Origin of the sequence: Richelia sinica FACHB-800, assembly GCF_014698825.1 — a bacterium.
Taxonomy (GTDB): Bacteria; Cyanobacteriota; Cyanobacteriia; order Cyanobacteriales; family Nostocaceae; genus FACHB-800.
In genome coordinates this window covers 15,802-38,913 of record NZ_JACJTT010000049.1, presented here as the reverse complement: position 1 = coordinate 38,913, position 23,112 = coordinate 15,802, and the positions used below count along the sequence as shown (strand labels likewise).

At 39.9% G+C, this 23,112-nt stretch carries 16 protein-coding genes; 11 read left to right on the top strand and 5 right to left on the bottom strand.

Annotated features, from left to right (window positions below; all coding sequences use genetic code 11):
• The 3 genes from H6G73_RS22165 to H6G73_RS22155 form a co-directional block, all read right to left on the bottom strand.
• A partial coding sequence (locus H6G73_RS22165; protein ID WP_190608401.1) for a two-partner secretion domain-containing protein occupies positions 1-3,094 on the bottom strand: 3,094 nt, incomplete at its 3' end.
• A gap of 216 nt (positions 3,095-3,310) precedes the next feature.
• Positions 3,311-4,204: an ABC transporter substrate-binding protein gene (locus tag H6G73_RS22160; RefSeq protein WP_190608399.1), complete on the bottom strand. Its 894-nt coding sequence runs from the start codon at positions 4,202-4,204 to the stop codon at positions 3,311-3,313.
• Between the two features lie 104 nt (positions 4,205-4,308).
• Positions 4,309-5,181, bottom strand: coding sequence for an S-methyl-5'-thioadenosine phosphorylase (locus H6G73_RS22155; RefSeq protein WP_190608397.1), 873 nt, complete (start codon positions 5,179-5,181; stop codon positions 4,309-4,311).
• 182 nt (positions 5,182-5,363) lie between these two features.
• Between H6G73_RS22155 and H6G73_RS22150 the strand changes: the two genes are divergently transcribed.
• The gene (locus H6G73_RS22150; RefSeq protein WP_190608395.1) at positions 5,364-5,567 is read left to right on the top strand and encodes a hypothetical protein; all 204 of its coding nucleotides are present in this window, start codon (positions 5,364-5,366) and stop codon (positions 5,565-5,567) included.
• 476 nt (positions 5,568-6,043) lie between these two features.
• Here the strand turns inward: H6G73_RS22150 and H6G73_RS22145 are convergent, their stop codons facing one another.
• Positions 6,044-6,181: a hypothetical protein gene (locus H6G73_RS22145; protein ID WP_190608393.1), complete on the bottom strand. Its 138-nt coding sequence runs from the start codon at positions 6,179-6,181 to the stop codon at positions 6,044-6,046.
• A gap of 283 nt (positions 6,182-6,464) precedes the next feature.
• Between H6G73_RS22145 and H6G73_RS22140 the strand changes: the two genes are divergently transcribed.
• The 10 genes from H6G73_RS22140 to H6G73_RS22095 all read left to right on the top strand — a co-directional run bounded on the left by H6G73_RS22140 (position 6,465) and on the right by H6G73_RS22095 (position 22,069).
• Entirely contained in the window at positions 6,465-6,995 is a 531-nt protein-coding gene (locus H6G73_RS22140) for a GNAT family N-acetyltransferase (protein WP_190608392.1), read from the top strand.
• A gap of 181 nt (positions 6,996-7,176) precedes the next feature.
• Positions 7,177-7,644, top strand: coding sequence for a chemotaxis protein CheW (locus H6G73_RS22135; protein ID WP_242034278.1), 468 nt, complete (start codon positions 7,177-7,179; stop codon positions 7,642-7,644).
• Positions 7,645-8,904, top strand: coding sequence for a CheR family methyltransferase (locus tag H6G73_RS22130; protein WP_190608388.1), 1,260 nt, complete (start codon positions 7,645-7,647; stop codon positions 8,902-8,904).
• 397 nt (positions 8,905-9,301) lie between these two features.
• Positions 9,302-10,981, top strand: a complete 1,680-nt coding sequence (locus H6G73_RS22125; protein WP_190608386.1) for a methyl-accepting chemotaxis protein — start codon at positions 9,302-9,304, stop codon at positions 10,979-10,981.
• A gap of 146 nt (positions 10,982-11,127) precedes the next feature.
• On the top strand, positions 11,128-12,735 hold the full coding sequence (locus H6G73_RS22120; RefSeq protein ID WP_242034277.1) for a methyl-accepting chemotaxis protein: 1,608 nt from the start codon (positions 11,128-11,130) through the stop codon (positions 12,733-12,735).
• On the top strand, positions 12,732-13,475 hold the full coding sequence (locus tag H6G73_RS22115; RefSeq protein ID WP_190608382.1) for a chemotaxis protein CheW: 744 nt from the start codon (positions 12,732-12,734) through the stop codon (positions 13,473-13,475). Before H6G73_RS22120 ends, H6G73_RS22115 begins: the two co-directional genes overlap by 4 nt.
• A complete protein-coding gene (locus H6G73_RS22110; RefSeq protein WP_190608380.1) occupies positions 13,472-15,910 on the top strand; it encodes a hybrid sensor histidine kinase/response regulator in 2,439 nt (812 codons plus the stop codon). The genes H6G73_RS22115 and H6G73_RS22110 overlap by 4 nt, the downstream gene beginning before the upstream one ends.
• 2 nt (positions 15,911-15,912) lie before the next feature.
• The gene (cheB, locus tag H6G73_RS22105; RefSeq protein ID WP_190608379.1) at positions 15,913-16,935 is read left to right on the top strand and encodes a chemotaxis response regulator protein-glutamate methylesterase; all 1,023 of its coding nucleotides are present in this window, start codon (positions 15,913-15,915) and stop codon (positions 16,933-16,935) included.
• A gap of 498 nt (positions 16,936-17,433) precedes the next feature.
• The gene (locus tag H6G73_RS22100; RefSeq protein WP_242034276.1) at positions 17,434-18,807 is read left to right on the top strand and encodes an ATP-binding protein; all 1,374 of its coding nucleotides are present in this window, start codon (positions 17,434-17,436) and stop codon (positions 18,805-18,807) included.
• A gap of 442 nt (positions 18,808-19,249) precedes the next feature.
• Entirely contained in the window at positions 19,250-22,069 is a 2,820-nt protein-coding gene (locus H6G73_RS22095; RefSeq protein WP_190608376.1) for a PAS domain-containing hybrid sensor histidine kinase/response regulator, read from the top strand.
• Positions 22,070-22,126: 57 nt separating this feature from the next.
• On the opposite strand, the gene H6G73_RS22090 is transcribed toward H6G73_RS22095, so the two are convergent.
• Positions 22,127-23,053 carry a histone deacetylase family protein gene (locus H6G73_RS22090; protein WP_190608374.1) on the bottom strand — a complete coding sequence of 309 codons (927 nt, stop codon included), beginning with the start codon at positions 23,051-23,053 and terminating at the stop codon, positions 22,127-22,129.
• Positions 23,054-23,112: the final 59 nt, after the last annotated feature.

Genomic DNA, 23,112 nt, shown 5'->3' with positions numbered 1-23,112 from the left:
TAGTGGAAGCGGAGATTTCTGAAGCATCTGTGAGGTTTAATTCTTTGGCATCAATTTGAATACTCCCTGCTTTCCCTTGACTGCTGGTGTTACTTGTAATTTTACTATTGTTATTAAAGGTGACAATACCAGGACTGGTGATATTGACATTACCTGCGGGGTTGCTGCTTCTGGTGTCACTTTCTATGCGAGTATTATTGAATGTGAGATTACCTTTACTGTTAATACTTACATTTCCTGATTGACCTACTCCACTGACATCCAGTGTGATTTCTTGTTGTGTCAAAGGATTGTTAATTATCAGTTGTCTACTTGTGATGATTTTAGTATTTTTAATCAATAAATCGCCAAAACTGCTAATTTGAACATCTCCAGATTTTGAAGAAGAAGACAAAGTTAAGATGTATAAATCTGTAATCTCATTTTTAGCTGCTAAGGTAACATCACCACCCTGTCCTGAATTTCCGGTTTGGGAAACAGAAAAGGAAGAAAACACCGGGAATTCATTGTTAAATTCATTTTTGATAGCTTTAATCTCGCCACCGGCAGTCAAAGTCATCGCCCCACCATTTCCTACTGTTCCTTTCCTTGAAAATGAGGAGGAGTTTAGGTCTTGAGTGGAAATATCCCCACCAGCAGTGAGAGTCATCCCGCTGCCATTTCCTCCTGTTCCTGAAAATGACAATGAGTAGGAGTTTAGGTCTTGAGTAGAGATATCCCCACCAGCAGTAAGAGTCATCGCCCCGCCATTTCCCGCTGTTCCTGAATCTGAAAATGAGGAGGAGTTTAGGGATAGAGTAGAGATATTCCCACCAGCCCTAAAAGCCATCTCCCCGCCATTTCCTGCTGTTCCTGAATCTGAAAATGAGTAGGAGTTTAGGTCTTGAGTAGAGATATCCCCACCAGCAGTGAGAGTCATTCCCCCCCCATTTCCTACTGTTCCTTTCCTTGAAAATGAGGAGGAGTTTAGGTCTTGAGTGGAAATATCCCCACCAGCAGTGAGAGTCATTCCCCCCCCATTTCCTGTGTTTCCTAATTCTGAAGCTGAGAAGGATGTTACGGAGGAGGAGTTTAGGGTTTGTGTTGTGATATTTTCACCAGCAGATAGAGCCATCCCCCCCCCATTTCCTGCTGTTCCTGAAAATGAAGATGAGGAGGAGTCTAGGTTTTGTGTTGTGATATCCCCACCAGCAGATAGAATCATCCTTCCACCATTTCCTGCTATTCCTGAATCTGAAAATGAGGAGGAGTTTAGGTTTTGTGTTGTGATATTCCCACCAGCAGATAGAGTCATCCCTCCACCATTTCCTGCGTTTCCTGAATCTGAAGATGAGGAGGAGTCTAGATTTTGTGTTGTGATATCCCCACCAGCAGATAGAGTCATTCCCCCACCATTTCCTGTGTTTCTTACTTGTGAATATGTGGAGGAGTCTAGGTTTCTTGTGGTGATATTACCCTTATTGGTGATGAGGGCGATATTACCCCCATTTCCCAAAATAGAAGAGGAGTTAATATTACCTGTAGTAATGTTATCGTTGGTCTTGAGGTTAATCAATCCAGCATTAACGTTACTGGATGAATTGATGTCACCTGTAGAAATTTTACCTCCAGCTTTGAGATTGACATTTCCTCCAGCACCAAGACTACGAGAGGTTGTGATAATTAGCTGTGTACCAGTTGCTATTCCCCAAGGAGCTATATCTCCAGCTTTATATACAGTCGGTGCAGTATTAGCCGAATTGTTATTTTCATAACTAAATATACTTAAATTCCAAGTACCATTGGGGTTACGCCGATTCAGAATAGCCAATGGTTCATCAGGTTGGAAAATGCCGTTAAAGGGAGTAGAACCTGATGAAATAGGAGTAGAACCACTATCAGTAAGTAGAGTATCTTGAAAATTAGCGAGATTATTTTCCGTTGAATTAATCAACCTTAAAAACAATACGGATGAGTATAAAGTAATTCTTGAATTACTAATAACATTACTAGCTGAAAGTCTGACTTTAACTTCTTTGATTGGGTCAATGAGATCACTATTAAAGGTAAATTCACCGAAGCCTGTAAATGTTCCACCTTCATCAATATCTATAGTGGTGGTTTGATAAATATTATAGGTAGTATCCAGAATCCTTGTAATAATATCTCCATTTTCACTAATAATATTAATATTTCCGCCTTTACTACTAATATCTTTAATATTAATATTGTCTTTTGCTTGCAAATTTACTAATAATCCTGGTGCTGTGGTAGTAATATTCCCTGTACCTGTAATCTGTTTTCCTGCTGTTAATGATAAGATGGGATTAATGGAAGAGTCGGCTGTATTGTCATCAGCAACTATGGAAATATTGCCATAGTGAATATTTTGATTAGCCGTTAATCTAGCTACTTGTGCTGTTAATTGATTAATTTGAATATTTCCAGTCGATGCTAGTTCTATCTTGCCATGAGGTGCAGATAAAACCCCACTACTATTAATATTGCTGCTAACAAATTTTAAATCTTTACCCGTTATCAAATTAGCTTGATTTTCTATTTTCGCTTGTTGATTTTTGATAGCATTAGCAAATAATGCCCCTGGTTGAATATTCAACAAATTGCTTTTAGCTGGTTCTGTGGCACTAAATAAACCAGACTCTCCTAACTTAATCGCATCCGCAGTGGTGGCTGTAAATGAGCCTTTAATGTCTAAACTGGCATCTTTACCGAAATAAATACCCTGGGGATTAATTAAAAATAAATTTGCTGTTCCTTCTACTCCTAATTTACCTAAGATATTAGAAGCATTCCCACCAGTGACACGAGTTAATATATTCTCAATTCCTCCAGGGTTAGCAAAATAAACACTTTTCCCTGTACCTACATTGAAGTTATCAAAGCTATGAAATAAATTTGCACCTCTGGTGGCCCCACCTGTAATGAGGTCTTTTAAATTATCAACTTTGTTAATAACTGAATTTTCTTGACCTAATGTATTATCTGGTTTGATTTGTGCAAGCACACTAGGACAATTAGCAAGTATTCCATTTGCGAATAAACCAATTGCTATTTGCAGATTAACTAGTCGTTGCCACTGAGGTACTATCCACATTGAGCAAATCACAGCATCTTAATTATTACTGTAAATTAGTATACACGTAATATAGTGGATGATAAACATAAAATTTACATACTGGTATTGCTTTATTCCACTGTGCTTCATCTGACTAATGCCAAGCTTCGCTATTCCCGGCAATCATTAATAGCAAAAGGGTGTAGCAATTGTGGCATGACCTGAATCCTTACAAATTAACTGACAAGTGTTGATTCACTGCTTGGTCAAAATATCTTTTAGCTGTGAACAAGCTTTTTCAATGGCCTCTAAACTACCAGGATTAACTAAACCGTAGTAGTCAAATACATACACTTGATTATTTTTAGTAGCTTTTAATCGATTCCAAAAACTTTCTTTTTTCAGTGAATCTAAAAGAGTGGGTTCAGCATTAACAACGATTAAAATATCAGGATTTGCAGCTAAAATCCTTTCAGCAGAAAGGGTAACATATCCACCGATGGGACTTTTACCTTGTAAATCTGCGGCGACATTTTTAGCACCAAATTGAGTTAATAAATCACCAGCCCAACTGTTTTTATTTGGTGTTAAAATTGGTTGACGACTGACTAGCACTAAAGTAGATAAATTTCTACTGTTCTTGCTGGCAATTAAGGATTGATAACGCTTGAGTAAAGGTGCAGAGTCTACATTCATAGCTTGAGCAATTTGTTTTGTAAATGCTTCTAAAGATTGCCAGCTATTGATTTTTGTAGATACTGTGGGAATTTGCAGTTGGTTTAATTTTTGGAGAATTGGGTCAGAAAAGCCGGCAGCACCAATGACCAAATCGGGTTTTAAAGAGACAATTTTTTCTAAATTGGGTGGACTTTGACCTTCACTAACTTTGGGAATAGCTTGGAATCTGGAGTCGTTTTTAAATAAACTACTACCGCTGATACCGACCAGTTTAGTTTGATCAAGTTGGGCGATAATATCCGCAGATAGGGAGGAAAGGGCAACGATTCGGTTAGCTGATTTGATGTTCAACTGGGTAGAACTGTTGCTAGTAATAGTGGAAATTGGTGTAGGAGGCGCTTGGGTGGTGCAAGCAGATAGGAATATAGTTACTACTAGGGCTAAGGTCAATGATAACCAAGGACGATACATAGTCTAAAAAATCTTGAATATGCTTCTTAATTCTAACGATATTGTGATGTTTCGTGGATAGTTTACGGTTTTAGCCCTGACGGTTGTCCACCAGGGCTAGAATGTTATAGATACTTTTCTAAAATCAATTCTAACTTCTGTTTTGTAGCCGCAGGGGCATGATTTAAGTTAGTTAAAATTGCGTATTTTAATGCTGAATGAGCATCACTAGTGGGAGGATTTTCGCTCAAGCGTCGCACAGTTTCTTGAATGACTTTTTGAGCGTTAATGGCGTTTTTCTGCAAATTGCCTATGACCATATCTACGGTAACACTATCATGGTCTGGATGCCAACAATCATAATCTGTAACCAGAGCTAAAGTTGCATAGGCTATTTCTGCTTCTCTTGCTAACTTTGCTTCTGGTAAATTCGTCATCCCAATGATGGTTGCACCCCAACTGCGGTAGAGATGAGATTCAGCTTTCGTGGAAAATGCGGGTCCTTCCATGCACACATAAGTACCACCACGATGGAGAGTAACATCAGGTAAATTTAAGGATGCGATCGCATCTGTTAATACTCGGGCTAAATTAGGGCAAATTGGCTCTCCAAAAGCAATATGGGCAACAATTCCTTCTCCAAAAAATGTAGATTCTCGGTTTTTTGTCCGGTCAATAAACTGATCGGGAATTACCATATCTAATGGTTTTGCTTCTGCTTGCAAGGAACCAACAGCACTGGCTGAAATTAAGTATTTTACACCTAGTTTTTTCATTGCATATATATTGGCTCGAAATGGCAATTCTGAAGGTAAAAGTGTATGATTACGACCATGACGAGCTAAAAAAGCAACTTTTGTACCTGCCAATGTTCCCACAATCAAAGCATCAGAAGGTGAACCAAAAGGAGTTTGTATCTGCACTTCTTCTATATCTTTTAATTCCTCCATTTTGTACAAACCACTACCGCCAATAATCCCAATTTGAGCTACTGCCATATTTTCCTACCTTGACTTGCTTTAAATCACTCAGTTATTCTACCGAAAATACTTTAATTTAAAACACATATAGCCACAATTAATGCTTTTTTTGACTTAAGTAAAGATACTAATGTAAAAATTAGTCAATTTTGTTATCGTGCAATTAAATATAAACTTTAGATAAAGCATTAGTAAACAAGATGAACACTACTGAGCAATCAAATTCCACAAGCTTAAAGTCTGTTCTAGAACGCATCTTTACTATTCGCAGAATTACGCGCCAGGATCAGCAAATAATGATGACTAGCTTCCTATCTGAAGAAGGTTTAAGCGAATACGATAGAATGGAAATCAACAAAGTATTTGATGCTTTAAAAAGTGGCTTTATTAAAGTAGTTGATTAGTCATAACTAATTAAGTGATGAGGACAATATTAGATAGGTCAAATAGGTAGGCATTCCCCATCCACAGCCCAAGATTTAAAATGGAATCAGTAGTTAAATAATTACTCTAGACAAATAAAATATATATTCGTCACTCAGTATCATACTTGCTAGCTTTTAACTGTCAGCGCGGTCATCATCTGCAAGCGTTACAAAAGTTTATATAAAATCTACTGTGGGGAAATTACAGAAGATTTTCAATTGGTCTCTTCATCAAAAATTTAAATACCTGTCATCGCTCCATTATTGCTAGATAGGTCTATTGATTGTTTGAGGACAGTGAAGCTACCCATAGGAGTGGTAACTGATTAATAGTCATCCCATATCAACAATAGTGCTGAGTGATGAGTGCAATTGTTATGACGGGGACTCAGCACTCATAACCCAATACTCAGCACGGAATATTTTGCTTTGAGAAATACACCCAAGGGTGTAATTTAGCGATCTCCTGTTTTTTCAATGGTTTCAATCACAGCCAAGCCTATCCCTGAACCGGCAATTAGGAGTATTGCTGATACCAAATAGGCATTGGTCAACATGCGAAGAGCTTCGTCAAAAAACATGTAGGTGGTCATTGTTTCACCTTTTGAACTCTGTTCGGCTGCTAGTGCTATTTAGTTCTTCACACCTTGAGGGCTGAATTTCGCTACTTTATCCCTAGCACTTGCATCTTAACAAAACTTTAGCTCTTTCAGAGAATTATGACAAATTTTTCTGGCTAAAGATTTGATGAAAGTTAACTGTTTTTCGTTAGATATAATACTGAAAAATACTGACTGTTAAATTGACATCTCTTCCCAGTAAATACTATATTAAAATATACCAGTATATTTAATTCCACAGACCCATAGCAAAAATATGGAATTATTAAATTTGGTCATATCCACTCAAAGATTATTATTAAAGCCAATATCACCCCAATATCAAGAAGATATATTTCGAGAATTCACCTCAGAAATTGCTACTTATTTATATGTAAATCCTAGCCCAAAAATCAGCGATACTGAATTTTTTATTCAGCAATCTTTACTAGAGATGGCAGAAGGCAAAAATTTAGTCTTGGTCATCTTACGGAAAGATTCTCACGAGTTTGTAGGTTGCACAGGTATTCAGGAAATTAACACTAAATTCCCGAAAACCGGTCTGTGGTTGAAAAAATCAGCACAGGGACAAGGATATGGAACAGAAACAATCCATGCTCTGAAATTATGGGCAGAAGCAAACTTAGATTATGAATATCTCAAATATCCTGTAGACCGTAAAAATACAGCTAGTAGAAATATTGCAGAAAAGCTAGGTGGGGTCATTCATAAAGCATATGAATATACTAAGTTAGATGGTAGGATTTTAAACATTGTTGAGTATCGAATTCTCAAATTATCACCATAGTCATCTAGACTTATTGCCATAATATTTGCTGGAGAATATCCTGCTAATGCTGGAATATGGCTAAATATGTCAAATAATTACTCATTCACAAAGGGATTGATTTTATATAGATAAATATGCTCATCTAGTCACCTATACACAACTTAATAAGTTCTATATGAGATGAGGTGCCATCATGCTAATGTTGCTGTTTTATATTAATAATGAACGTTATGCACTGCCAAGTCAGCAGGTTCTGGAAGTAATTCCCCTAGTGAGTTTTACCAAGCTACCCCATACACCTGAATATATGGTTGGTGTGTTTAATTATCGAGATAGTATTGTGCCAGTTATGGATTTGTCACAGTTCATTGCTGGAAAACCTTGCTGTGAACATTTAAGTACACGCATTATTTTAGTAAAGTGTGTTCATAATCAACCAAGCAGTGGTTTAGAACAGCAAGAACAATATATTTTAGGTTTAATGGCAGAACGAGTGGTAGAAACTTTACATGTGAGTGAAGCGGGATTAGTTGATGTAAATCTTCAAATTGGCAAGGTTCCCTATGTGGGTAAAATGATATTAGATGAACAAGGTATAATTCAATATTTACCAATTGATTATTTGTTATCAGAGGCAGAAAAACTAGACTTTTTGCCGGCAGGTTAAATGAAATATTCTCAAGCTGAAGCGTTACTGAGATGTAAAATAGGTTTAGATCCGTACTCAATTGGCTCGGATGCGATCGCTAGAGCTTTTGAAATGCGAATGGCAGATTGCCAAATTAGTGATATAGATACCTATTTAAGAAATATTCAACAGTCTCCCCAGGAATGGGAAGCATTAATAGATAGGGTGATTATTCCCGAAACTTGGTTTTTTCGGGAGAGGGAATCATTTAAGTTTTTGCAACAATATGTAATATCGGAATGGTTGCCAAAAAACCGCAATAGTGTACTGCGAATTTTGAGCGTACCTTGTGCTACGGGGGAAGAACCCTATTCTATAGCGATCGCACTCCGGGAAGCAGGGTTGACTCCAACTAACTTTCACATTGATGCTATTGATATTAGTAAAAAGTGCCTACTTGCTGCTCAAACAGGAATTTACAATCAATACTCCTTTCGTGGCAACCCTCTTTCCTTTCAAGAGCGTTATTTTCAAGCCACACCTAAAGGATACTGTTTATCTGAACAGGTGCGTCATCACATCAACTTCCGGTTAGGAAACCTAGCAGAGTATGATTTTCTCGCTGGTACACCCCCTTACCACATCATCTTTTGCCGTAATTTATTAATTTACTTTGATAGTGCCACCAAAGAACGCACTATGAAGATTTTGGATAGGTTGCTAAGTCCAGATGGTTTGTTGTTTGTCGGCCATGGAGAAGCTGGTTTACTCCTTAACTCCCACTTTGCTACCGTACCTTACCCTTTAGCATTTGCCTATCGTAAAGCCACCCTTACTCAACCTACAACTAAACCAAGAGAACACAAAACTGCTCATAAAAATTCTCATTCTACCCACTCACAACAACGCAAGATAGACAAAAAAGTACCACCTCAACCCAAACCCCGAACACAACCAGTTGCAGTCAATATCAAAACTCATCAACCACCATCAGACACTAACTTATTAGATACAGCTAAAGCTTTAGCGGATGAAGGTAGATTGCCAGAAGCAATTGAGCTATGCAACCATTATCTCAGCAAAAATCGTGTCAGCGTCGAGGCATATGTTTTACTGGGTCAAGTACAGCAAGCTATGGGAAAACTTGAAGACTCTTTACAATCTTTCCAAAAGGCAATTTATCTACAACCTACCCATCAAGAAGCGCTGACTCATTTAGCGTTATTGAGAGAAAATCAAGGAGATATGGTTAATGCTAACCTGCTGTGGCAGCGGATTCAGCGACTGCAAAATATTTAACTTTGTCATGCAGAGATTATTAATAAATATAAATTTTTTTATTTTTTATTTGCAACGTATTGGTTAATTTTCTAGAGAAAGAAATATTGCAGTTACAGGTATTTACAATACCTTGTGCAACAGGGAAATGAGTGATACAACAATTCTAAGAGTGGGGTGAATGCTGATATTTCAGCTTCATTAAATATTTAATGAGCTAAACAGCAAAATTTAATATTAGAAGTTATTCTATCCGCATTTAAAAAGCATTTTTAAGGTTTTAATCTCCTTTTTTCGTCAAAAATACAACTGGCTAAAATTTTATAACCTGACTCATCTATTACCATTAATTCTGAAACATAGATTGGAATTTTTAAGTATATTCACAGGTTTTCTGCTATTTACAAACCATACACCTATGCAACAGAGTTTAAAATTAAATCAATTTGTCCTTGGTGGATGTGGAGTTATAGTCATATTCACATGTATTACCAGCTTTATTGCTCAATCTACCAATACTCAAATCAGAGAAACCAATAATCATGTAAATAGTACCTACGAAATTAAAGCAGATTTAAAAGGACTTGAAAAAACCCTAGTAGATGCGGAAACTGGTCAACGAGGATTTGTAATTACTAAAAAAGAAGAATATCTAGAACCTTTTAACCAAGCTAAAACCCAATTGAATGAAAAAATTGTTGATTTAAAACAGCAATTTAATAGCGAGCCTAAAAATCTTCAGATGATTGCTGAAATTGAAACCCTGTCCAGAGAAAAATTTAAAGAATTAGAAGCAACCATAGCTTTGAAAAGGGCTGGTAAAGATAAAGAACTTTTAGAATTAATCCTTTCTAATCAAGGCAAAAAGAAAATGGATCAAATTCGGGAAATAATGGATGGTCTTATAGCCACACAGGATCAGATTCTCGAAGCACAAAAGCGGGAATTAATGCAAATTCAAAGTTTCTCCAGCTTAGTGATTTGGGGAAATTTATTATGTATTATTATCACAGTAGTGATAGTATCTTTAGCTATTATCTTAATTCCTGGTAGAGCTTTAAGCCAGGCATTACAAAATGCGTTTACTTTAGCTGATAAAGTTTCTGCTGGTGATTTAACCGTTGATATAGAAGTGACATCTACAGATGTAATTGGTAAGTTAATGTCTACGCTCAAAAATATGGCAGATAACCTGAGTAATTTAATTAGACAGATTCAAAAATCAGGCATACAGGTAACATCATCAGCGACACAAATAGCAGCATCAGGGAAACAACTAGAAGCAAGCATAACAGAGCAATTAGCATCAACAAATGAAGTAACAGCAGCAGCCAAGCAAATATCAGCAACATCCAGAGAACTGGTAAAAACAGTAGAAGAAGTAGCCACAATGTCACAGGTAACGACAGTGGCAGCCAACGAGAGTCAAAAAGACCTGCTGAAAATGGAATCAACCATGAGGCAATTATTAGAAGCAACAAACTCCATTGCCGCTAGATTGGGAGTAATTAGTGAAAAAGCCAACAATATTAATAATATTGTGGTGACAATTACCAAAGTGGCAGACCAAACCAATTTGTTGTCATTAAATGCAGCGATAGAAGCGGAAAAAGCCGGGGAATATGGGCTAGGTTTTGCGGTAGTAGCCAGAGAAATTAGAAGATTAGCAGACCAAACAGCAGTAGCAACAATTGATATTGAACAGATGGTGAAACAGATGCAATCTTCTGTATCTACCGGAGTAATGGAAATGGATAAATTCGCCACAGAGGTGAGTCGGAGTGTGGAAGATGTGGCAAATATTAGTATGCAAATGGGGCAAATTATTGAACAAGTCCAGGATTTAACCCCCAGGTATGAAGCGGTGAGTCAGGGGATGGAAGCTCAAGCCCAAGGAGCAACACAAATTAGTGATGCTATGTCCCAGTTGAGTAGTAATTCTGTGCAAACTGCGGCTTCCTTGCGGGAAATTAATCAGGCTATTGCCCAACTTAATCAAATTGCCCAAGGTTTACGCCAAGAAATGAGCCGTTTTAAGTTAAATCAATCTTTTGAAGCTGATATGAATGTTTCTGGAAAAATGTTCATTAGTAATTAATGATGACAATTCTAATATTACTTTTTCATCATTAGATATCTTACATATAAATGGAGTCAAAATACATGTTTAATAACTGGAAAATAAAACATCTAACCTTACTGGGATTCGCTATACCCACTTCATTTTTATTAACATTTAGCACTATGGTTTATTTCAGTTCTAAACAAACTGGAGAAACTTTACAGGAAGTAGAAAGAGTTTCTAAGATTGCAGTAAATGGACAAAATTTAATGATTGCTAGTCTAGCAGGTATGGATCGGCGAATGCGAAGATATGTGATTGCGCCAGAAATTTATAATGATGCCTTGCAGGAATACGAAACAAGTAAAGCTAATTTTCAAAGAGGTTTACAGGAAGTCAAAGACCTGATTAAAAACTCAGATCAAAGAAATAAAATAGACCGCATGGAACAGTTATTTAGAGAATATGACGCTTTAAAAGAAAGGTCAGTTAAATCAGCAAATGAATTTAAAAACAAAGAAAAGATAATTGATTTTTTTAACAATGCCAAAGATATTGCTGAAGCATTTGAAAAAGTTAGCAATGAATTTATTAGCTCAGAAGAAAAATTTCTAGAACAAAGTATTAAATCAACTGAATCTTCTATCAATTCATTGATTGTAGCGGCTCTAAGTGCTTGTATATTATCTGTGGTAGTGGCAGCAAGTATTTATCTGTTAATTAATAAGTTTTTAGGTGGCAGAGTTGGTAAGGCTGTACAAGCAGCCGAAAAAATTTCCAGTGGTGATTTAAGTCAATCTGTAATAGATGAAACAATCAACAGTCAAGATGAAGTAGGACAACTGTTGAAAGCATTTGAATACATGACCAAAAATCTAAATAGCATTATTAAGCAAGTCCAGCAGTCAGGCATACAAGTAACATCATCAGCGACACAAATAGCAGCATCAGGGAAACAACTAGAAGCAAGCATAACAGAGCAATTAGCATCAACAAATGAAGTAACAGCAGCAGCCAAGCAAATATCAGCAACATCCAGAGAACTGGTAAAAACAGTAGAAGAAGTAGCCACAATGTCACAGGTAACGACAGTGGCAGCCAACGAGAGTCAAAAAGACCTGCTGAAAATGGAATCAACCATGAGGCAATTATTAGAAGCAACAAACTCCATTGCCGCTAGATTGGGAGTAATTAGTGAAAAAGCCAACAATATTAATAATATTGTGGTGACAATTACCAAAGTGGCAGACCAAACCAATTTGTTGTCATTAAATGCAGCGATAGAAGCGGAAAAAGCCGGGGAATATGGGCTAGGTTTTGCGGTAGTAGCCAGAGAAATTAGAAGATTAGCAGACCAAACAGCAGTAGCAACAATTGATATTGAACAGATGGTGAAACAGATGCAATCTTCTGTATCTACCGGAGTAATGGAAATGGATAAATTCGCCACAGAGGTGAGTCGGAGTGTAGAAGATGTGGCGAATATTAGTATGCAAATGGGGCAAATTATTGAACAAGTCCAGGATTTAACCCCCAGGTATGAAGCGGTAAGTCAGGGGATGGAAGCTCAAGCCCAAGGAGCAACACAAATTAGTGATGCTATGTCCCAGTTGAGTAGTAATTCTGTGCAAACTGCGGCTTCCTTGCGAGAAATTAATCAGGCTATTGCCCAACTTAATCAAATTGCCCAAGGTTTACGCCAAGAAATGAGCCGTTTTAAGTTGAGTAATTCCACAGAACAGCAATATATAGACCACAGTAATCGCTTGGTGGGGAGCCTGGAGTTATGAATTCCATCAATAACCGGGCAACGGTGGATAATTGCTGGAATATGATCGGTATTGCAGGCGATCGCTCTTGTCCAGAATTATCTAACTTCATTCACTGTCGCAATTGTCCTGTTTACTCCACCGCTGGCCGCAACTTGCTAGAGCGTTCCCTGCCAGAAAACTATCAACAAGAATGGACTCAGTTATTTGCCGAGAAAAGGACAAACCTTCAGGAAACTAGGGTCGCGCAGAAATCAGAGGAATTCATTGACTCTACTCATGCTTTAACCAGCAACGAGACCATAGCTGTCGTCATTTTTCGCTTGCAACGAGAATGGTTAGCACTCCCTGCTGAAGTTTTCAAGGAAACCATTTCACCTAGTTTGATTCATACCATCCCCCATCGAACTAATAAAATTTTGCGTGGGTTGGTGAATATTCGCGGAGAACTGCAATTATGTATCTCTTTAAGTAACTTGTTGCATCTGGAAAATGCCGATATTCAGCCAGAAGCCTTAAGCCCCCTCGTTTATTCACGCATGGTAGTAGTGGTCAAAGAAGGCAATGCTTGGGTATTTGCCGTCGATGAACTATATGGTATCCAGCGATTTCCACGGCAGGAATTACGGGATACTCCCAACGGGACAACCTCAGCAGCGCAAACCTATACCAAAGGATTCTTTCATTGGCGATCGCGCAGTCTGAGCTATCTAGATGATGAATTACTATTCACTTCTTTAAATAGGAAAGTCCTGCCATGACTCAAGAACGAGACTTTAGTAACTTTTCCATGCTGGACTTATTCAACATGGAAGTGAAAGCCCAAGCAGTCGTTTTAAATGAATGTTTATTAGCCTTAGAAACCAAAGCCTATCCTAGTGATGAACTAGCAGCCTTAATGCGCGCGGCCCACTCCATTAAAGGTGCTGCACGAATTGTGCAAATGGATGCAGCTGTCACCCTTGCCCATGCCATGGAAGACTGCTTTGTGGCTGCTCAAGGGGGAAAAATTACCTTAACTGGCAGTGAAATTGATATTTTGCTGCAAGCAGTGGATATGTTACTGCATATGGCAGAAGTGAATGTCAGTGGTACAGAACCTCCAGACCAGCAAACTATCCAAGATTTGGTCAAAGCCATTGCCAACATTCTTATTCCCCCACCACCCCGACCCCCAATCATTCAACCTCTACCCACACCGGCAGAAGTGCCTACAGAAATTTATGAATTGCCTGTAGTCGAAGTCATTCCCGAAATAGAACCACCAGAATCCAAAGGTCATGAGTCCTTGACTCCAGTGAAGGAAACATCAACCACCGTGGTGTCTACAGTCTCTACCCCAGCAACGGAAAAAATAGATATTGGTCAAAAGCGTGTGGTGCGGGTCAGTGCAGAAAACCTCAATCGCTTGATGGGATTAGCAGGAGAATCCCTAGTGGAAGCTAAATGGTTAGAATCCTTTGCCGATTCCTTACTCAACCTCAAATCTAACCAAGTTAAACTCGCAGGACTCTTAGATAGATTGCAGGAATTATGGAGCCATAGTTACGAACAGTCATCAGAGAATTCCCGCTATTGGGATCGGCATATTGAAGAGCAGATGAGTACAGCCAGGCAAACAGCCAACGAATGTCGTCAACTTTTAGGCGATCGCCACAACGAATTAGAATTATTTTGTCAGCGCTTCTCTAACTTATCTGACCGTCTGTATCGGCAAGTCATAGCCACCCATATGAGTCCCTTTGCCGAACGAGGACAAAGTTTTCCTCGGATGGTACGAGACTTATCTCGGCAATTAGGTAAACGGGTAAAATTAGAAATTATTGGTAAATCCACCCTGGTAGATAGGGATATCCTGGAAAGTTTAGAAGCTCCCCTCATTCATATCTTAAGAAACGCCATAGACCACGGCATAGAAACACCACAAGAACGACTAGCCGCAGGGAAACCAGAAGAAGGAACCATCCGCATTGAAGTGTTCCATCGAGCCGGTATGTTATTAATTAACATCGCCGATGATGGTCGAGGAATTGATATAGAAATGTTGCGACAAGAAGTAGTCCACAAAAACCTCACCAACCCGGAAATGGCCGCCCAACTCAGCGAAAGCGAGTTAATGGACTTTCTATTTTTACCAGGATTTTCCACCGCCGAAAACGTCACCGAATTTTCTGGTAGAGGTGTGGGTTTAGATGTGGTACACAGCACAGTTAGAGAAATCGGTGGCACATTCAGAGCCGTTTCCCAGCCAGGGAAGGGCATGACTTTACACCTACAACTGCCCCTCACCCTCTCTGTCCTGCGAACCCTATTAGTAGAAATTGCCCACGAACCCTACGCCTTCGGACTAGCACGGATTGATCGAGTGGTGATGCTACCCAAATCGGAAATCATCCTGTCTGAAAACCAACCCTTTTTCCTCCTCAACAATCAACCAGTAGCCTTAATTTCCGCCCATCAAGTCCTAGATTTACCTCCACAAAGTAGCAATCAAGAATTTCTCCCAGTGGTGGTGATTAGCGATAACACTGCCATGCGGGAAGCCACCCGCTCACCTACCGCTATCCGCACTGCTGGAGGGAATCGCCTCCATCATTACGGTTTAGTCGTAGACCGCTTTATTGGTGAGTGTAGCTTGGTAGTGCGTCCCCTTGACCCCCGGTTAGGGAAAGTCCCCAATATCAGTGCAGCAGCCTTAATGGACGATGGCTCCCCCGTACTAATCATCGATGTGGAAGATATGGCCCGTTCCATCGCCAAAGTCTTAGCCAGTGGGCAACTCAGCCAGGTGAATCAGTCCACCCAACAAAGCACAACAAAAACCTACAAACGAGTTTTAGTAGTAGATGATTCCATCACCGTCCGGGAAATGGAGCGAAAACTATTAGAAAATAATGGCTATAAAGTTGATGTAGCCGTAAATGGTATGGATGGATGGAACGCTGTTCGCAGTGGCAACTATGATTTAGTCGTCACAGATATTGATATGCCACGCATGAATGGGTTTGAACTCACCAGCCAAATTCGAGCCAATGGCAAATTAAAGGCAATTCCCGTGATTATTGTTTCCTATAAAGACCGAGAAGAAGACAGAGTTCAAGGACTAGAAGCAGGTGCTAACTACTATCTCACCAAAAGTAGCTTCCACGATCGCACCTTATTAAAAGCTGTCGTTGACTTAATTGGAGAGGCGTAAGGGTGAGAATTGCCATTGTTAACGATACTATTATTGCCGTAGAAGCTCTGCGCCGGATTATTTCCCAAGTCCCAGGCTACCAATTGGCATGGGTAGCTTACGATGGACTCGAAGCCATCACCAAAAGCGGCCAGGATACCCCTGACTTAATTCTGATGGATGTAGTTATGCCCAGCATGGACGGGGTGGAAGCCACAAGACAAATCATGATGCAATCCCCCTGTGCCATCCTCATGGTGACAGCCAGCGTTAACCGCTATGCCGCCAAAGTTTTTGAAGCTATGGGTTATGGTGCTTTGGATGCCGTGAATACTCCCTCCATCGGCTTGGGTCAACAAACAGAAAGTAGCACCAGATTATTAAATAAAATTGCCAATATTGCCCGATTAATTGGTAAATCTTCCCTACAACGTTCATCACTTTCCACAACCCACCAACCCCCCACCAATCCCCAGCCACAACCATCCTTAATTGTCATTGGTGCTTCCACTGGTGGGCCCCAAGCCTTAGTTAGCATTCTGGCCCAATTTCCCCACAACTTCAACGCGGCCGTAGTTATAGTCCAACATATTGATGCCCAATTTGCTCAAGGTTTAGCTACCTGGTTAGATGGACAAGTTCCCATGTCAGTGCAACTAGCCACACCAGGCTTATCACCCACACCAGGTAAAGTATTAGTGGCTGGGACAAATTACCATTTGGTCATGAATGCCCGTCAAACTTTGGACTATCAACAAGAACCACTCAATGGTTTTTATCACCCATCAGTTGATGTTTTCTTTCAAAGCGTGGCCAAGTATTGGCATGGAAAAGGAATTGGTATCATTCTCACAGGAATGGGCAGAGATGGGGCCCAAGGCTTAAAACAGTTACGTGATAAAGGTTGGTACACCATCGCCCAAGATAGTAAAACCTGTGTAGTTTATGGTATGCCCAAAGCCGCAGTGGAATTGGGGGCGGCTGTAGAGATTTTACCTGTAGATGCGATCGCTTCAGCCTGTGGGAAATATTTGCACAATTTGTAGAGTTTTGCAGAAGAAGACAGAAGTTCAGGAGTTCAGAAGTTGCAGAAGTTACAGAATAATTAATGCCATTGCTGCTGAATTCTTGCATTTTTAAACTATTGTTCACGTTCACGTAGTGTGCCATGGTCATAGCGCGCCGTAGGCATACTCCTGTACGGGCGGGTTAACCAAAATTCTCGTTCATAGTCGATGATATCTGTAAACCCGCCCCTACTGACTCCTGTTCGTGCGGCGTGCCGTAGCCATACTTCTCTCCTTTGAGCGAGTAAATCTACTGAATAATCTCTTTTCCTCCCTCTTTTAACTAGAAAAAAACCTCATATTTACGGAAATCAATCTATTAAAAAATCGGCTGTTTCTCTGGAAATCAAGCAATTCAATTTAGGTTACAAATTACTAGCAAAATATTGTGAAAATGTTAAATTTTAGTTATGATATCCATAGACAAAAAATATGATTTTGTTTTAAAAAAATATCAACATCAGGAGGAGCTAAAAAATGATCTCCACTGGTCAGGACATTATGCAAGCTCCACCGCTAACAAATACATTTAGCAGATTGAGCCAAAACAGCAGTAACCAAAACAAATCCTCTAATATTCATTTAAATACTGATCTAGTCACAGTTTTATTAATTGATGACCAGTTAATCATTGGTGAAGCAGTTTGCAGATTACTGAGTAAAGAACCCGATATTTCTTTTTACTATATAGATGACCCTGCTCAAGCCATCCAAAAAGCGATCGCTATAGCCCCTACGGTCATTCTATTAGATATGGTGATGCCCGATATTGATGGGTTAATGCTTCTCCGCTGGTTTCGTTCCCATCCAGCGACCTGTGACATCCCCATAGTCATGCTGTCTAGTAAAGAAGAACCCCAATTGAAGGCCGATGCTTTTGCCGCAGGTGCCAATGATTATTTAATTAAATTACCCGATGTAGTTGAATTAATTGCGCGTATTCGCTACCATTCCAAAGCCTATAATAACCTCAAAGCACTTTCAGCCGCTAAGGCAACAGCCCAGTTACAAGCAAAACAATTAGAAAACACTTTAAAGCAACTACAAACCACACAAGTGCAATTAATCCAAACAGAAAAAATGTCTAGTTTGGGTCGAATGGTAGCGGGATTAGCCCATGAAATTAATAACCCAGTCAACTTTATTCATGGGAACTTTGCTCATCTCCATAATTATATGCACTCCCTACTGGATTTAATCGAAATTTATCAACAAGAATGTAATCAAAACAATCCTAAAATTAAAGATTTTATCGAAGAAATCAATTTAGAATTCATCACTGATGACCTGCCAAAAATTCTCTCTTCCATGAAAATGGGAACAGAACGCATTCGGGATATAGTTGTTTCTTTGCGTAATTTCTCACGTCTAGATCAAGCAGCCAAGAAAGCAGTTGATATTCATGAAGGCATTGATAGCACATTAGTAATTTTGAATAATCGCCTTAAGCAAGGCATAGAAATTATTAAAAAATATGGTGAATTACCATTAGTTGAATGTTATCCGGCCCAACTAAACCAAGTGTTTATGAATATTCTCAGCAATGCTATAGACGCATTGTTAGAGCAAACAGAATCCATGCCCAAACAAATTGTCATTCACACAGAAATAGCAGATAACCAGAAAATAAAAGTAATAATCCAAGATAATGGCCCTGGTATTAGTGAAGAAATTCAGAATAAAATATTTGACCCCTTTTTCACCACAAAACCTGTAAATCAAGGTACAGGTTTAGGACTAGCCATTAGTTATCAAATTGTGGAAAAGCATCATGGCACTATTCAAGTAAAATCAGCACCAGGTAAAGGAACTGAATTCATTGTAGAATTGCCGACTAATTTGCCTAGTTAATTGAAAGTGATCATCATACTAATCGCCGAAATTTTCACCTGATACCAATTTTTTCTAAAGATGCACATAATACCCCTTGTACTCCTTGCTAAGGGAGGACGGTAAAGCCGGGGGTAGATATATGCATTCACACAAAGAAACGGTATGAGAAAGAAATGGAGGAAGTGAACTTATGAATAAATTGCTATAATGTGGAATAAAAAATTGTAAATTGCTGTAGTTAGATAAAATGTAAAAACATTAAACTTCTTTTGTCGCTACTAATATTACTTACTCTAAATTAACTGTCTGCTCTAATTCTTATTGATGCTACAGTCAGACTTGCTAATTGTCCTCTGATGTGCAAATGGTGAAATAGTTGTAGTTGCCTGGGTGCTAATCCACTCCTACTGGTTGCCCTTGCTGAGTGATAATTTCCCGTTATCAGCTTTGTAATTCTTTTATGTCTTCTGAAGAGTCTGTGGCCCCATCTGTGAATGAATTTATTTTATCCGAAGCAGTTTTTTTCTTTGAGCGATCGCTCGACCTGCTGTCGGTAATTGGTTTAGATGGCTACTTTAAGCGGATTAACCCTGTTTTTACCCAAATCTTGGGCTACTCAGAAGCAGAATTATTAGCCAGTCCTTTCCTAAACTTTGTCCATCCAGATGACCACTGCACCACCTTAGCAGAAATGGAGAAGTTAAAACATGGAGTACCAACCCTCAATTTTGAGAATCGTTATCGGACGCAGGATGGCCACTACCGATGGTTATCATGGACAGCATCACCGCAACTTGATCAGGAAGTGATGTACTGCGTTGCCCGTGACATGACCCAGCAAAAAGAGACAGAAGCAGCTTTACAACGGGCTAACAAAGAACTGGAACAGCGTGTAGCTGAACGGACTAGGCAATTAGAAATGGTCAATGCTGCACTCCGGGAAAGCGAAGAGCGTAACCAGTTGGCCATGGAAGTGGCACGGATATTTACCTTTGATTGGGAGCCAAACACCGATATTGTCAAGCGATCACCCCAATGTGGTGTTATTTTGGGGTTAAGTTCCACAGTAGCAGAACAGGACACAGGCAGAGATTTTTTTCAACGTATCCATCCTGACGATCGCGATCACTTTGTGTCCATTTTACAGGCACTAACCCCAGACAATAGCACCTACAAAACTACCTATCGAGTCCTCCGTCCAGACGGTCAAATCGTGATTCTAGAGGAAAGCGCCAAGGCACTGTTTAACCAACAGGGACAGTTAACCCGACTCATTGGCATGACTGCGGATGTTACAGAACGCCAGCGGTTGACAACGGAATTAGAAGCAAGTCGGGCCACCTTGCAACGGCAACTGACAGAAATTGAAACTATCTATCAGTCTGCCCCCATTGGTTTAAATGTTCTTGACCCAGAACTGCGCTTTGTGCGAATTAATCAACGGTTAGCAGAGATTAATGGATTTTCCCCAGAGGCACATATTGGACGAACAATCCGAGAGTTATTACCTAACATTGCAGATACCGCTGAAGATTTGCTATATGCTATTTTTACAACGGGAGAACCGCTACTCAATGTGGAAATTCGCGGTGAAACACCAGCCCAACCAGGAGTAGAGCGTGTTTGGTTAGAAAGCTTTTTACCATTAAAAAATGGCGATCGCGTGATTGGTATCAACACCGTTTGTGAAGAGATTACCGAGCGCAAACAAGCAGAGGAAGCATTACGGGAAAGTGAAGACCGGTTGCGAATGGCGATCGCTTCTGCTCAATTAGGAACCTGGGATTGGCATCTAACTACAGGGGAATTAATCTGGGATAGTGGTTGCAAGGCCATGTTTGGTCTGTCACCTGAGGCGGAAATTAACCTAGATGTATTTTATGCAGGTCTACATCCCGATGATCGCGATCGCCTCCAAAAAATTCTGGAACATGCCCTTGACCCAGCATCAGGGGGTGCTTATGACACCGAGTATCGCACCATTGGGATAGAAGATAAAAGAGAACGCTGGTTGCGGGCTAAAGGTCAAGCTTACTATGACACCAACGGCAAACCATTGCGCTTTAGTGGCACCGTATTGAATATTACAGAGCAAAAACAAGTTGAATCCCAACGGGAAAAGCTACTCCAGCAAGAGCAAGCAGCTAGAGAAGCAGCAGAACGCGCCAACCGGATGAAAGATGAATTTTTGGCCATTCTCTCCCATGAACTGCGAACACCTCTCAATCCCATTTTGGGATGGGCCAAATTACTGCAATCACCAGCGATCAGTGCTGATAAAGTTAAGCATGGTTTACAAACCATTGAACGTAACGCCCAGCAACAGGTACAACTGATTGATGATTTGTTGGATATCTCCCGCATCATTCGTGGCAAACTTTCCCTCAGTTTTACAGCCATCAATTTAGTTGAGCCAATTACAGCAGCCTTAGAAACAGTTCGGTTAGCCGCAGAAGCCAAAGAGATTCAGCTAGAGGTATCACTAAATTCATCTGTAGGCAAGGTCAGAGGAGATGCCAGCCGGTTGCAGCAGGTGGTCTGGAATTTACTATCGAATGCCATTAAATTCAACTCCACAGGGGGAAGGGTGAGGATAGAACTCACCAAGGTAGATGGCTATGCTCAAATTCAGGTGAGTGATAATGGTAAAGGCATTCACCGCGAATTTTTACCCCATGTGTTTGAATTATTTCAGCAACAGGATAGTTCTACTACCCGTGCCTTTGGGGGATTAGGCTTAGGATTGGCCATCACTAGTCAAGTGGTAGAAGCCCACGGTGGGACTATCACTGCTGCCAGTTCTGGGGAAGGACAGGGGGCAACTTTTACAGTGCAGTTACCGTTGATGCCTGTGGGCAATTCCCATGCTCCTGATGTGTGCAGCTATCCAACCTTGAATTTAGAAAATCGACGAGTGATGGTAGTGGATGATGAGACAGATTCCCTAGAATTGGTGAAGGTGATACTAGAGCAAGAAGGTGCAAAGGTCAGCCTGGTTGCGTCTCCTCTTCAGGCATTACCCCTACTGATCCAAGACCAATTTGACTTACTGATCAGCGATATTGGAATGCCAGAAATGGACGGATATCACTTTATTCGGCAAGTACGGGCACTGTCACCACGATTCAATCGGGATGTTCCGGCCATTGCCCTGACAGCCTATGCTGGCGAAAATAATCAACGTCAAATTCTAGCTGCGGGATTTCAAGGACATTTAGCCAAACCCATTGAACCGCTACGCTTACTAGATGCGATCGCAACTGTAATTAGGGTTTGCTGAAAAACTTATCTGCATGGTGTGCGAAAATTTCATCAAGATTATGTTTAATATTCACAATTAAGAAACTTCTACACATCGTTCTACTGTTTGTAAAACAGCTTGAGAAAGGCTGGATAAATCGTACCCACCTTCTAATCCCAAAAGTATTTTTCTCGTCACACTTAAACAATATTCAGTAAATAAACCAAAATCTTCTGGTTGCAAATACATACTAGCTAATGGGTCATCGGCTAAGGCATCATAACCAGCACTGACTATTAGTAAATCTGGCTGAAAATTTTTTAAAAAAGGTATTATTTTATTTTCCCAAAGCGGTTGATAGACTTTAATATCACTTCCAGGGGGAAGAGGTAAATTAAGGACATTTTTATATAATCCCCTCTCCGAGGCTTTCCCAGTACCGGGATAACAGGGGAATTGATGGAGAGAACAATAGGCTATTTCTGGGGAAGTTTCCACTAAAGACTGAGTACCGTTACCGTGATGTACGTCCCAGTCAAGGACTGCTACACGGTTAATTCCTGGCTGTTGCAAAGCATAAAAACAAGCGATCGCTGCGTTGGAAAATAAACAAAAGCCCATACCTGTCTGATTTGTTGCATGGTGTCCCGGTGGCCGCGCTAGGACAAAGGCGGGATTTTCCCTGGCTAAGACTAAATCTACACCATCTAACCAAGCACTCACCGCCAATAAGGCCACATCATAGCTACGGGGAGAAATGGGAGTGTCTCCATCTAAGTAACCTCCACCTTGAGAAGCGATCGCTTCTACTTTTTGAATATATTTAGAACTATGGGCAGTTTCCAAATAAGACTTCAGTTGTGGTTTAGCTACCACTGGTGTGGGTAATATCCATTCAATTTGGTCAGCAAAACTTGCTGCTTGCAAAGCTTTAACTATAGCTGTCAACCGTTCTGGTTTTTCTGGATGATAATTTCCCGTCAAGTGTTCCAGAAATTCCTCACTATAGATAACTGGTAGCATAGCTGGCTATCAAAAATATTGATGAATCATCATTGTAGCGTCATTTTTTCATCTTCCTA

What these genes read in the sequence shown, in the direction of transcription:
- H6G73_RS22160 (WP_190608399.1), bottom strand. Translation starts at nt 4,204, where the DNA reads ATGTATCGTCCTTGGTTATCATTGACCTTAGCCCTAGTAGTAACTATA.
- H6G73_RS22155 (WP_190608397.1), bottom strand. Translation starts at nt 5,181, where the DNA reads ATGGCAGTAGCTCAAATTGGGATTATTGGCGGTAGTGGTTTGTACAAA.
- H6G73_RS22150 (WP_190608395.1), top strand. Translation starts at nt 5,364, where the DNA reads ATGAACACTACTGAGCAATCAAATTCCACAAGCTTAAAGTCTGTTCTA.
- H6G73_RS22145 (WP_190608393.1), bottom strand. Translation starts at nt 6,181, where the DNA reads ATGACCACCTACATGTTTTTTGACGAAGCTCTTCGCATGTTGACCAAT.
- H6G73_RS22140 (WP_190608392.1), top strand. Translation starts at nt 6,465, where the DNA reads ATGGAATTATTAAATTTGGTCATATCCACTCAAAGATTATTATTAAAG.
- H6G73_RS22135 (WP_242034278.1), top strand. Translation starts at nt 7,177, where the DNA reads ATGTTGCTGTTTTATATTAATAATGAACGTTATGCACTGCCAAGTCAG.
- H6G73_RS22130 (WP_190608388.1), top strand. Translation starts at nt 7,645, where the DNA reads ATGAAATATTCTCAAGCTGAAGCGTTACTGAGATGTAAAATAGGTTTA.
- H6G73_RS22125 (WP_190608386.1), top strand. Translation starts at nt 9,302, where the DNA reads ATGCAACAGAGTTTAAAATTAAATCAATTTGTCCTTGGTGGATGTGGA.
- H6G73_RS22120 (WP_242034277.1), top strand. Translation starts at nt 11,128, where the DNA reads ATGGTTTATTTCAGTTCTAAACAAACTGGAGAAACTTTACAGGAAGTA.
- H6G73_RS22115 (WP_190608382.1), top strand. Translation starts at nt 12,732, where the DNA reads ATGAATTCCATCAATAACCGGGCAACGGTGGATAATTGCTGGAATATG.
- H6G73_RS22110 (WP_190608380.1), top strand. Translation starts at nt 13,472, where the DNA reads ATGACTCAAGAACGAGACTTTAGTAACTTTTCCATGCTGGACTTATTC.
- H6G73_RS22100 (WP_242034276.1), top strand. Translation starts at nt 17,434, where the DNA reads ATGATCTCCACTGGTCAGGACATTATGCAAGCTCCACCGCTAACAAAT.
- H6G73_RS22095 (WP_190608376.1), top strand. Translation starts at nt 19,250, where the DNA reads ATGTCTTCTGAAGAGTCTGTGGCCCCATCTGTGAATGAATTTATTTTA.
- H6G73_RS22090 (WP_190608374.1), bottom strand. Translation starts at nt 23,053, where the DNA reads ATGCTACCAGTTATCTATAGTGAGGAATTTCTGGAACACTTGACGGGA.